General features: G+C 41.7%; 11 protein-coding genes. 8 read left to right on the forward strand and 3 right to left on the reverse strand.

Annotated elements, in window-relative coordinates:
* Positions 1–174 precede the first annotated feature (174 nt).
* The 6 genes from D8805_RS04290 (at position 175) to D8805_RS04315 (ending at position 6,052) form a co-directional block, all read left to right on the forward strand.
* Complete coding sequence (locus D8805_RS04290; protein ID WP_125415602.1) at positions 175–1,875, forward strand: acetolactate synthase large subunit; 1,701 nt, start codon at positions 175–177, stop codon at positions 1,873–1,875.
* A complete protein-coding gene (gene ilvN / locus D8805_RS04295) occupies positions 1,868–2,344 on the forward strand; it encodes an acetolactate synthase small subunit (protein WP_084945606.1) in 477 nt (158 codons plus the stop codon). The genes D8805_RS04290 and ilvN overlap by 8 nt, the downstream gene beginning before the upstream one ends.
* A gap of 65 nt (positions 2,345–2,409) precedes the next feature.
* Entirely contained in the window at positions 2,410–3,432 is a 1,023-nt protein-coding gene (ilvC, locus tag D8805_RS04300; protein WP_000290683.1) for a ketol-acid reductoisomerase, read from the forward strand.
* Positions 3,433–3,511: 79 nt separating this feature from the next.
* Complete coding sequence (gene ilvA, locus D8805_RS04305; protein ID WP_125415604.1) at positions 3,512–4,762, forward strand: threonine ammonia-lyase IlvA; 1,251 nt, start codon at positions 3,512–3,514, stop codon at positions 4,760–4,762.
* Between the two features lie 77 nt (positions 4,763–4,839).
* Positions 4,840–5,736, forward strand: a complete 897-nt coding sequence (locus tag D8805_RS04310; RefSeq protein ID WP_125415606.1) for an SPFH domain-containing protein — start codon at positions 4,840–4,842, stop codon at positions 5,734–5,736.
* Between the two features lie 100 nt (positions 5,737–5,836).
* Entirely contained in the window at positions 5,837–6,052 is a 216-nt protein-coding gene (locus tag D8805_RS04315) for a capsule biosynthesis transcriptional regulator (RefSeq protein WP_001130035.1), read from the forward strand.
* Between the two features lie 93 nt (positions 6,053–6,145).
* Here the strand turns inward: D8805_RS04315 and D8805_RS04320 are convergent, their stop codons facing one another.
* Together D8805_RS04320 and D8805_RS04325 are read right to left on the reverse strand one after the other, a co-directional pair.
* Entirely contained in the window at positions 6,146–6,886 is a 741-nt protein-coding gene (locus D8805_RS04320; RefSeq protein ID WP_125415608.1) for an amino acid ABC transporter ATP-binding protein, read from the reverse strand.
* Positions 6,883–8,448, reverse strand: coding sequence for an ABC transporter substrate-binding protein/permease (locus tag D8805_RS04325; protein WP_125415610.1), 1,566 nt, complete (start codon positions 8,446–8,448; stop codon positions 6,883–6,885). The genes D8805_RS04320 and D8805_RS04325 overlap by 4 nt, the downstream gene beginning before the upstream one ends.
* A 133-nt stretch (positions 8,449–8,581) precedes the next feature.
* Between D8805_RS04325 and D8805_RS04330 the strand changes: the two genes are divergently transcribed.
* Complete coding sequence (locus D8805_RS04330; RefSeq protein WP_125415612.1) at positions 8,582–10,471, forward strand: DUF2207 domain-containing protein; 1,890 nt, start codon at positions 8,582–8,584, stop codon at positions 10,469–10,471.
* Between the two features lie 59 nt (positions 10,472–10,530).
* Positions 10,531–11,376, forward strand: coding sequence for an undecaprenyl-diphosphate phosphatase (locus D8805_RS04335; RefSeq protein ID WP_125415614.1), 846 nt, complete (start codon positions 10,531–10,533; stop codon positions 11,374–11,376).
* A 33-nt stretch (positions 11,377–11,409) separates the two neighbouring features.
* Here D8805_RS04335 and dinB read toward each other — a convergent pair whose 3' ends face one another.
* The gene (dinB, locus tag D8805_RS04340; protein ID WP_125415616.1) at positions 11,410–12,471 is read right to left on the reverse strand and encodes a DNA polymerase IV; all 1,062 of its coding nucleotides are present in this window, start codon (positions 12,469–12,471) and stop codon (positions 11,410–11,412) included.
* Positions 12,472–12,585 lie beyond the last annotated feature (114 nt).

Here is a 12,585-nt window from a genome sequence, read left to right on the forward strand (position 1 = left end):
TTTGGTAGTAATAAAATCGTTCAATTCCCTATTCATATTTATAAAAATAGGAAAAACATTCATAAAAACACGTTTAGATAGAAAATTCAGAAAATTGCTTCTTTTGTCTTGAAAATTTTTGAAAAAATGGTATGATAGTAACAAGCTATTTTTAAGAGAAGAGAAAGGGGAACAATGGAGAAAATCAGTTTAGACGCTCCTAAGACGGGATCGGATCTAGTTTTGGAAACCCTCCGTGATTTAGGAATTGATACCATATTTGGTTATCCTGGTGGGGCTGTCTTGCCTTTATATGATGCGATTTATAATTTCAAAGGCATTCGCCACATCTTGGGTCGCCATGAACAAGGCTGTTTGCATGAAGCTGAAGGTTATGCCAAATCAACTGGAAAGTTGGGCGTTGCCGTCGTCACGAGTGGACCGGGAGCAACAAATGCCATTACAGGAATCGCGGATGCCATGAGCGATAGCGTTCCCCTCTTGGTCTTTACGGGACAAGTCGCTCGAGCAGGCATTGGGAAGGATGCCTTTCAGGAGGCGGATATTGTCGGTATTACCATGCCCATTACCAAGTACAATTACCAAGTCCGTGAAACGGCTGACATTCCTCGTATCATTACGGAAGCTGTGCATATCGCGACCACAGGTCGCCCAGGGCCTGTCGTGATTGACCTGCCAAAAGATGTATCTGCCCTCGAAACAGACTTCATCTATTCACCAGAAGTACATTTACCGAGTTATCAACCGACGATAGAACCAAACGACATGCAAATCAAGAAAATCTTGAAGCAATTGTCTAAGGCTAAGAAACCCGTATTGCTAGCTGGTGGTGGGGTTAGTTACGCAGAAGCGGCTGCTGAGCTCAATGAGTTTGCTGAACGTTACCAAATTCCAGTCGTGACCAGTCTTTTGGGGCAAGGTACGATTGCGACTAGCCATCCGCTCTTCCTAGGAATGGGAGGTATGCACGGTTCTTTCGCAGCTAACATTGCCATGACCGAAGCGGACTTTATGATTAGTATTGGTTGCCGTTTCGATGACCGCTTAACTGGAAATCCTAAGACCTTTGCTAAAAATGCCAAGGTTGCTCATATCGACATTGACCCAGCTGAGATTGGTAAGATTATCAGTGCAGATATTCCAGTGGTCGGGGACGCTAAGAAAGCTTTGCAGATGCTTTTAGCAGAACCAACTGTTCATAACAATACTGAAAAGTGGATTGAAAAAGTCACCAAGGACAAGAATCGTGTTCGTTCTTATGATAAGAAAGAACGTGTGGTTCAACCGCAGGCAGTCATTGAACGAATTGGTGAATTGACGAATGGAGATGCTATTGTTGTCACAGACGTCGGGCAACACCAAATGTGGACAGCTCAGTATTATCCTTACCAAAATGAGCGTCAGTTAGTCACTTCAGGTGGTTTGGGTACCATGGGATTCGGGGTTCCTGCAGCTATCGGAGCCAAGATTGCCAATCCAGAAAAAGAAGTTATCCTTTTTGTCGGTGACGGTGGCTTCCAAATGACCAACCAAGAACTAGCTATCCTAAACATCTACAAGGTGCCAATTAAGGTTGTCATGTTGAATAACCACTCCCTAGGAATGGTCCGTCAGTGGCAAGAATCCTTCTATGAGGGTAGAACTTCAGAGTCGGTCTTTGACGCTCTTCCTGACTTCCAGCTGATGGCACAGGCTTACGGCATTAAAAATTATAAATTTGACAATCCAGAAACGATAGAAAAAGATCTAGAGGCTATTCTGGAGGCTGTGCCGATGTTTATCGAGGTGGATATTTCTCGTAAGGAACAGGTCTTACCGATGGTACCAGCTGGTAAGAGCAATCATGAGATGTTGGGGGTGAAGTTCCATGCGTAGAATGTTAACGGCAAAACTACAAAATCGTTCAGGAGTCCTCAATCGCTTTACAGGTGTCCTTTCTCGTCGTCAGGTCAACATTGAGAGTATCTCAGTTGGTGCGACAGAGGATCCAAACGTTTCACGGATTACCATCATTATTGATGTAGCTTCTCATGATGAGGTCGAGCAAATCATCAAGCAGCTCAACCGTCAGATTGATGTGATTCGCATTCGAGATATCACGGATAAGCCACACTTGGAAAGAGAAGTTATATTGGTGAAGGTATCTGCTCCTGCTGAAAAACGTGCAGAAATCTTGGCTATTATTCAACCCTTCCGTGCAACGGTAGTTGATGTGGCGCCAAGCTCCATCACTATTCAGATGACTGGAAATGCTGAAAAGAGTGAAGCTTTATTGCGAGTGATTCGACCATACGGTATTAAAAATATCGCTCGTACGGGTGCAACTGGATTTACCCGCGACTAAAAATCCAACTAAAATTTGGTAAAACCGCCTAAGAGGCAATAAATAATAGAAAAGAGAGAAAAACTATGGCAGTTCAAATGGAATACGAAAAAGATGTTAAAGTAGCAGCGCTTGACGGTAAAAAAATCGCCGTAATCGGTTATGGTTCACAAGGACATGCGCATGCGCAAAACTTGCGTGACTCAGGTCGTGATGTCATTATCGGTGTACGTCCAGGTAAATCTTTTGACAAAGCAAAAGAAGATGGTTTTGACACTTATACAGTAGCAGAAGCAACTAAGTTGGCTGACGTTATCATGATCTTGGCACCAGACGAAATTCAACAAGAATTGTACGAAGCAGAAATCGCTCCAAACTTGGAAGCTGGAAATGCAGTTGGATTTGCTCATGGTTTCAACATTCACTTTGAATTTATCAAAGTTCCTGCAGATGTCGATGTCTTCATGTGTGCTCCTAAAGGGCCAGGACACTTGGTACGTCGTACTTATGAAGAAGGATTTGGTGTTCCGGCTCTTTATGCAGTCTACCAAGACGCTACAGGAAATGCGAAAAACATTGCTATGGACTGGTGTAAAGGTGTTGGAGCAGCTCGTGTAGGTTTGCTTGAAACAACTTACAAAGAAGAAACTGAAGAAGATTTGTTTGGTGAACAAGCTGTACTTTGTGGTGGTTTGACTGCCCTTATCGAAGCAGGTTTTGAAGTCTTGACAGAAGCAGGCTATGCCCCAGAATTGGCTTACTTTGAAGTTCTTCATGAAATGAAATTGATCGTTGACTTGATCTATGAAGGTGGATTCAAGAAAATGCGTCAATCTATCTCAAACACTGCTGAATACGGTGACTATGTATCAGGTCCACGTGTGATTACTGAGCAAGTGAAAGAAAACATGAAAGCTGTTTTGGCAGATATCCAAAATGGTAAATTTGCAAATGACTTTGTGAATGACTACAAGGCTGGTCGTCCAAAACTCACTGCTTACCGTGAACAAGCAGCTAACCTTGAAATCGAAAAAGTCGGTGCAGAATTGCGTAAAGCAATGCCTTTCGTTGGTAAAAACGACGACGACGCATTCAAAATCTACAACTAATTCTTGTGAAGAAAAACAGAAGGCGAGTTGGGGGTACCTAACTCGCTTTTTATCTTAAACAGTATTTGAGGAGGAGACAATGCTAAGTGCAAAAGATGTGGTGAAAGCCCACAAAGTTTTGAGTGGTGTAGTAGTTGATACACCACTAGAATATGATCATTATTTATCAGAAAAATACCAAGCAAAGATTTATCTCAAAAAGGAGAATGCGCAACGAGTTCGCTCTTTTAAAATTCGTGGAGCCTATTATGCCATTTCTCAACTAACAAAAGAAGAACGTGAGCGTGGTGTAGTCTGTGCCTCTGCGGGAAATCACGCCCAAGGTGTCGCCTATACTTGTAATGAGATGAAGATTCCTGCAACAATCTTTATGCCCATCACAACACCGCAACAAAAGATTGGCCAGGTTCGCTTTTTCGGTGGAGAGTTTGTGACAATCAAGTTGGTTGGGGATACATTTGATGCTTCTGCTAAGGCAGCGCAAGAGTTTACGTTGTCAGAAAACCGTACCTTCATTGATCCTTTTGATGATATCCATGTTCAAGCTGGTCAAGGGACTGTGGCCTATGAAATTCTTGAAGAAGCCCGTAAAGAGTCTATTGATTTTGATACAGTACTAGTGCCAGTAGGTGGTGGTGGACTGATTGCAGGGGTTTCGACCTATATCAAAGAAACCAATCCCGCTATCGAAGTAATTGGTGTAGAAGCCAATGGTGCCCGTTCGATGAAGGCAGCCTTTGAAGCTGGAGGACCAGTTAAACTCAAAGAAATTGATAAGTTTGCTGATGGGATAGCTGTACAGAAAGTTGGACAATTAACTTATGAAGCGACACGTAAGAATGTTGAAACGCTTATCGGAGTGGATGAGGGCTTAATTTCGGAGACTTTGATTGATCTTTATTCCAAGCAAGGAATTGTAGCAGAACCAGCAGGAGCTGCTAGCGTTGCAGCCTTGGAAGTTTTATCAGACTATATCAAAGGTAAGACGATTTGTTGTATCATTTCTGGAGGGAACAACGATATCAACCGCATGCCGGAGATGGAAGAACGCGCCTTGATTTATGATGGCATCAAGCATTACTTTGTTGTGAACTTCCCACAGCGTCCAGGAGCTCTACGAGAGTTTGTAAATGACATTTTGGGACCCAATGATGACATCACTCGTTTTGAATATATCAAACGAGCAAGCAAGGGGACAGGTCCAGTATTGATTGGGATTGCTCTTGCAGATAAACATGATTATGCTGGTTTGATTCATCGAATGGAGAAGTTTGACCCATCATATATTAATTTGAATGGGAATGAGACTTTATATAATATGCTAGTCTAAAATAAATTTGCTATCATATTATTTGCATAATAAATATGATGGTGCTATAATGAGGGTGACGAAAGGGGGAGATTCCCATGGTTTTACATGTTTTACTTGTTCTCTTTATTCTAGTGCTGATTGCATCAGCGATTATTATCAGCTCTGTGTATGTTGTAAGGCAGCAGTCTGTCGCCATTATTGAGCGCTTTGGTAAATACCAAAAGTTGAGTAACAGTGGGATTCATATGCGAGCGCCTTTTGGGATTGATAGAATTGCAGCCAGAGTGCAGTTGCGCCTATTGCAAAGTGAGATTGTCGTGGAAACAAAAACGCAGGATAACGTCTTTGTGACCATGAATGTGGCAACTCAGTATCGAGTGAATGAGAACAATGTCACAGATGCTTACTATAAACTAATGAGACCAGAAGCTCAAATCAAATCCTATATTGAGGATGCCTTGCGTTCGTCCGTGCCGAAATTGACCTTGGATGAACTATTTGAGAAAAAAGACGAAATCGCATTAGAAGTTCAAAAACAAGTAGCAGAAGAAATGTCTACATATGGTTACATCATTGTAAAAACACTGATTACGAAGGTTGAGCCTGACGCTGAAGTTAAACAATCAATGAATGAAATCAATGCTGCCCAACGTAAGAGAGTCGCTGCGCAAGAACTTGCAGAAGCAGATAAGATTAAAATCGTGACTGCGGCGGAAGCAGAGGCAGAAAAAGATCGCCTACACGGGGTAGGGATTGCAGAACAGCGTAAGGCTATTGTTGACGGACTTGCTGATTCTATTCAAGAATTAAAAGGAGCCAATGTTGAACTCACGGAAGCCCAGATTATGTCCATTCTATTAACAAATCAGTATTTGGATACTTTGAATAATTTCGCAGACAATAAGGGCAATAACACCATCTTCCTACCAGCAAATCCTGATGGAGTTGAAGATATACGAACAAGCATATTATCAGCTTTAAAAGCTAAGTAATAATAATTCATTATTTGTTTTCAATAAGTAGATGTTTTTTGGATAATCCTAAAAGAATGGATATATTTCAGTATCGTAAAGAACAAAATAGGAGAAGAACATGGCTAAATCAAACTTTGAAAAAGTAGAATCAGTTGTTGGCTGGGTTCGTGATAAGAAAATCACAGGTTACCGTATCTCTAAGGAAACAAATGCGCGTGAAATGTCAATCATCGCTCTAGCGCAGGGTCGTGCAAAGGTAAAAAATATTTCATTTGAAACAGCCCTAGGCTTGATTGATTTTTATGATAAGAATCATGAAAAATTTGAAGATTAAACTAGGCTTACAGGCAGATTCTTAAAATGGGTCTGCCTTTTGTTTTTCAAACAGTTAGCAAAAAGACTGCATAAAATATGCAGCCTTTGTTTGTTAGTTGAGATAGCGTTGAAGAAATTCTCGTGTCCGTTCCTCTTTAGGGTTCGTAAAGAGGTCTTCTGGTTTGCCTTCTTCTGCAATGACGCCTTTGTCCATGAAGATGACACGGTGGGAGACATCGCGAGCAAACTCCATTTCGTGGGTTACGACGATCATGGTCAAGCCTTCTTGAGCCAGATCCTGCATAATTTTGAGGACTTCTCCGACCATTTCTGGGTCCAGAGCAGATGTTGGTTCGTCGAAGAGAATGGCGTCAGGATTCATGGAGAGTGCGCGAGCGATAGCTACACGTTGCTTTTGTCCACCTGAAAGTTGTTTAGGCTTGGCCTGCCAGTAGCGTTCTCCCATGCCAACTTTTTCCAGATTCTCTTTAGCAATTTTTTCAGCTTCAGAGTGGTCGCGTTTGAGTACAGTCGTTTGGGCAACGATCGTATTTTCGAGAACATCGAGGTTTTCAAAGAGATTGAAGGATTGAAAAACCATTCCGAGTTTTTCCCGATAGTGAGTAAGGTCATAGCCTTTTGCAAGGACGTTTTCTCCTCGGTAGAGAATTTCCCCCTCAGTAGGTGTTTCAAGTAGGTTGATAGAACGTAGGAAGGTTGATTTTCCGCTTCCTGAGCTCCCGATGATGGAGATAACCTCTCCTTTGTGAACTGACAGAGAAATATCTTTTAAGACTTCATTTTGTCCATAGGATTTTTTGAGGTGTTTAATTTCAAGGATTGGTTGTGTCATTTTTTCAAATTCTCCGTTTGCATTTGGTTAGCACCTGTAGTGTAAGTATCCATGTCCATACGACGCTCGATGAAGCGTAGGATACGGGTCACGGTAAAGGTGAGGACAAAGTAAATCACGGCAATGATTGTAAAGGTCTGGAAGTATTGATAGGTTTGAGTTGCGACAGTATTACCAGAGAAGTAGAGTTCCACCACAGAGATAACATTCAGTACAGAGGTATCTTTGATATTGATGACAAACTCATTACCAGTAGCAGGTAGAATATTACGGACAACCTGAGGTAGGACAATCTTACGCATGGTTTGATTGTGGGTCATACCAAGAGCCGTTGCGGCTTCAAACTGTCCCTTGTCAACTGCTAGAATACCACCACGAACGATTTCTGTCATGTAGGCACCAGTATTGATTGAAACGATAAAGATGGCAGCCAGTGTACGGTCAAGGTTAATACCGAAGGCTTGTGCTGTACCGTAGTAGATAACCATAGATTGAACGATCATAGGCGTACCACGGAAAATTTCAATATAGACATTAAGGATCCAGCCAAGTAGTTTTTGCAAGCCATAGATGGCCTTGTTTTCAGATAGAGGGGCCGTACGGAAGACTCCGATTGCAAGCCCGATAATAAGCCCTGCGATGGTTCCGATAATGGAGATCAAGAGTGTGATGCCAGCACCACGCAGGAGTTGTTGCCAGTTTTCAGAAAGGATCTTAGCGACTTGACTAAAGAAGCTACTTTCTTCCTCAGTTGTTGTCGCCTCCACTGGCTGCTCTTTAATCATCCGATCCATGAGAGCTACTTGTTCGTCCTTGGAAATGGTTTCGATGCTGGCATTGATTTGGCTGATACGGCTGTCATCTTTACGAAGACCAATGGCAATAGCGGTGTCTTCTTCGCCAGTTTTGAAACCTGGTTGAGGTTGAATCATTTTGAACTTAGCGTTGGCAGATTCAGCGGTCAGGGCTTCAGGGCGTTCTGAAACATAGGCATCGATGACACCTGCTTCAAGTGCTTGACGCATCTGAGCAAAATCCCCCATGGCTGTTTCTTTTTTGGCACCTGGAATTTGAGGAATCAGGTCATAAAGGTAAACGCCTTGTTGAGATGTGATTTTTGCTCCGCTAAAGTCGTTTAAAGATTTGGCGTTGGCATAGGCGGAGTCCTTTTTGACCAATAGAACAGGTTCACTAGTATAGTAACTGCTTGAAAAGGCAATTTCTTGTTTACGTTCAGCCGTTGGGCTCATACCTGCAATGATCATATCGATTTTGCCAGAAGTAAGGGCTGGGACAAGTCCTTCCCATTTGGTTTTCACAACCAAAGGTTCCTTGCCTAAGTCTTTGGCAATCTTTTTGGCGATTTGGACATCGTAGCCGTTGGCATATTGGTTGGTACCGTCAATTTTAACGGCGCCGTTACTATCATCGTCTTGGGTCCAGTTGAAGGGGGCGTAAGCTGCCTCCATCCCGATGCGTAAATATTCGTCAGCTTGGACCTGGCTAACTAGTCCCAGTGTAAGGGCTAGGCTAGCAAGGATAGATAAGCATAATTTTTTCATGTTTTCTCCTATTCCTAGTCTAAAAATGACTTCTCTCTATTGTATCGAAAAATAGTGAGATTTTCAATACAAGTAAGCCTTTACTTATAAAAAATGATATAATGATAGCAAAGATAAAAAGGGGGATTGTGTTGTGAAAAAGACTTTTTTCTTGCTTTTATTTAGCTTGTTTTGTATTTTACCACTCTCTGTTTTTGCGGTTGATTTCAAGATTCGCTCTTATCAAGGTGATTTGTATATTCATGCAGATAATACGGCAGAATTTAGGGAGAAAGTAGTCTATCATTTTGATGAGGATTTTAATGGACAACTAGTAGGACTTGGCCGTTCTGGTAAGATGCCAAAGGGCTTTGAAATAGATTCCAGTCCAAAGGTTCAGGTATGGAAAAATGCTAGTGCCATTGAGAATGTCAATAGTGAAGTGATAGAAGACTCGGAAGGTTATACTGTAAAAGTGTATAATCCGGGCCAAGAGGGGGATACCGTTGAAGTGGTAATCACATGGCAATTAAAAAATCTCCTATTTCTATATGATGATATCGCGGAACTTAATTGGCAACCTCTGACGGATAGTTCAGAATCTATCGAAAACTTTGAGTTTCGGGTAATGGGCTTTAATGGAGCTGAAAAACTTTTCTTTCATACAGGGAAACTCTTTACAGAGGGCAAGATAGAGAAGATAGATGGTGATTATCGTGTTTATTTGCAGAACCTACCTCGTCAGCGTGGGGTTGAATTGCATGCCTATTGGCCTAGAAAAGATTTTGGAACAGCTTTGAATCAGGGATTGAAGGGCAATCGTTTAGCAGAATTTGAAAAAATAGAGGAATCCATTACTGCTGAAAAAGCTCAAAGCAAAGCTCTGGTTACGTGGATTATCCCTTTGCTACTCTCGCTTTCTTTAGTCTTCAGTGTTATTTTATACTGCATTTACAGAAGAAAAACCGCCCCATCGAAGAAATATGCTAAAAATCACCGTCTCTATGAACCGCCAATGGATTTAGAACCGATGGTTTTATCGGAAGCTGTTTACTCCACTTCTTTAGAGGAAGTCAGCCCCTTAACCAAGGGAGGAGGGAAGTTCACCTTTGACCAACTCGTTCAGGCAACTTTATTTGATGTGATTGACCGTGGAAATGTTTCAATCATCTCAAATGGAGATGAGGTCCGTTTAAAAGTCGTAAAAGAAAAAGGATTGGCAAGTTTTGAAAAAGATTGCCTTAATTTGGCCTTTTCAGGAAGAGAAGAGGTGCTTGTTTCAGATTTGTTTGCAGATTACCAAGTGTCAACTAGTCTTTACCAAGGTGCAAAAGCAGCTGATGAAAAATGGATTCAGGAAACGGGACGTAAGCTTAAGTCGTCTTTCGAGCAAGCTCTGAAGCAGATGCAGGATGGGGTGAGAAAGCAAGTTTCCTCTTTGCACCTTCCAGATTATTATCGTCCACTGAGTAATGGAGAAAAAGTCTTGCGATTGATGATAGGCGTCTCTACGCTTCTACCTGCTTTCGTTGGTTTTGGCTGGTTCCTGTATAGTTTGGATGCTCACGGGTACCTTTTTCTGCCACTTCCTATCCTTGGGTTTGTGAGCTTGATGCTAGCTGCCGTCTATTATTGGACGACCCGATTTGATACTCGTGATGGTGTTTTAAACGAGGAAGGACTAGAAGCATACTATCTCTGGACTAGTTTTGAAAATATGCTTCGTGATATTGCTCATCTAGACAAGGCAGAATTAGAGAGCATTGTTCTTTGGAATCGCCTCCTTGTCTATGCTACTTTATTTGGTTATGCGGACAAGGTGAGTCATTTGATGAAATCTTATCAGATTCAAGTTGAGAACCCAGATATCAATCTTTACGTAGCTTATGGCTGGCACAGTTTGTTTTATCATTCAACTGCTCAAATGAGTCACTATGCTAGTATTGCAAACACAGCAAGTAGCTACTCTGTATCTTCTGGAAGTGGTTCGTCTGGTGGCGGATTCTCAGGAGGCGGAGGCGGTGGTAGCATCGGTGCCTTCTAAAAAATCTATCGCAATATCCGAAATTATGCTATAATAGAGGACAGAAAAAGGAGTAATGTATGTATTTTATTGAAATTTTGAAGTCAATCTTTTTTGGGATTGTTGAAGGAATTACGGAATGGCTGCCGATTTCCAGTACAGGTCACTTGATTTTGGTTGAGGAATTTGTACAATACAAGGATCAAAATGAAGCCTTCATGTCCATGTTTAATGTTGTCATTCAGCTCGGTGCCATTTTAGCAGTTATGGTAATTTACTTTAACAAGCTCAATCCCTTCAAACCTGGTAAAAACAAGGTCGAAGTTCGTCGAACTTGGCAGTTGTGGTCGAAAGTTTTCGTTGCGACCCTGCCTTTGCTATTGGTCTTTAAATTGGATGATTGGTTTGATGCCAACTTCCATAACATGGTTTCGGTTGCTATTATGTTGATTATCTATGGGGTTGCCTTTATCTATCTTGAAAAAAGAAATAAGGCCCAGGCTATCGAACCAACAGTAACTGAGTTAGACAAGTTGCCTTATAAAACAGCCCTTTACATCGGACTCTTCCAAGTTCTTGCCCTTTTCCCAGGAACAAGTCGTTCAGGTGCCACTATCGTCGGTGGTTTGTTGAATGGAACAAGTCGCTCTGTCGTAACAGAGTTTACCTTCTATCTCGGAATTCCTGTTATGTTCGGAGCCAGTGCTTTAAAGATTTTCAAATTTATTAAAGCAGGTCAACTCTTGAGTTTTGGCCAACTGTTCTTGCTCTTGGTTGCTATGGGTGTTGCCTTTGCAGTCAGCATGCTTGCCATTCGTTTCTTGACCAGCTATGTGAAGAAACACGACTTTACACTCTTTGGTAAATACCGTATCGTACTTGGTAGTGTCTTGTTGCTCTATAGTTTTGTGCGTTTATTTGTATAAGAAAAAGCTTGAAGGAATCTCCCTTCAAGCTTTTTAAAATCCTGTCACTGTGATTCCTAGTAGACGAACGCCTTTTTCTTTTTCAGCTAGTTCTTCGTAGAGTTGAAGGGCAGTTTGAGAAATCTGGCTAGCGTCCTGTGTAGCTTGTGGGAGGCTTTTTCGTCTAGTTAGAGTGGAGAAGTCAGCATATCGTATTTTTAGGATAATGATTTTTCCAGCTTTGTCCTGCTTGCTGAGATTGAGGGCTATCTTTTCGGAGAGAAGAGTCAGCTCTTTTTTGATATCTTCTTCAGCTTGGAGAATCTTTCCATAGGTTTTCTCCTTGCCAATGGACTTACGAATGCGATTGGCCTTGACTGGTGAGTTATGAATGCCTCTAGCTTTCCGATAAAGGTCAAAACCGAGTCTGCCAAACCGATCGATTAAAGTGACTTCAGAAACGTCTAATAAGTCTGCACCAGTATAAATGCCCATTTCATGAAGGCGTTCAACTGTTTTTTTACCCACGCCATGGAATTTAGCAATGTCCATTTGTTTGAGAAATTCTTGGGCTTGGTCAGGGAGGATGACTGTCAAACCATGTGGTTTTTGGTAATCGCTGGCCATTTTAGCTAAAAATTTATTGTAAGAAACGCCAGCAGAAGCAGTCAAGTGTAGTTCCTGCCAGATATCCTGTTGGATGAGACGAGCTATTTTGACTGCCGACTTGATACCAAGTTTATTTTCCGTCACATCCAAGTAGGCTTCGTCAATACTCATAGGTTCAATCAAATCAGTATAGCGTTTAAAAATAGCTCGAATCTGAAGTCCCACAGTCTTGTATTTTTCATAGTTTCCTGAGATGAAAACAGCTTGGGGACAACGCTCATAAGCTTCTTTAGAACTCATGGCAGAGTGAATGCCAAAGGCTCGCGCCTCGTAGCTACAGGTAGAAACGACACCACGCCCACCTGTTTGTCTGGGGTCGCTCCCAATGATGACAGGTTTTCCTTTTAACTTAGGATTGTCTCTTATTTCCACCGCAGCAAAAAAGGCATCCATGTCGATATGGATGATTTTTCTGGACAAATCATTAATCAATGGAAATATGAGCATTTTGCTTCCTTTCTAATGTCATTTTTTTATTCATTATACCTTTTTTTCTGAAAAAATGGAAAAGAGTACTCATTCTTTCAAATATATAATACAGATTGCGCCGGAAAACAGACT

It is taken from the genome of Streptococcus oralis subsp. dentisani (assembly GCF_003944205.1).
GTDB classification, from domain to species: Bacteria; Bacillota; Bacilli; order Lactobacillales; family Streptococcaceae; genus Streptococcus; species Streptococcus oralis_BH.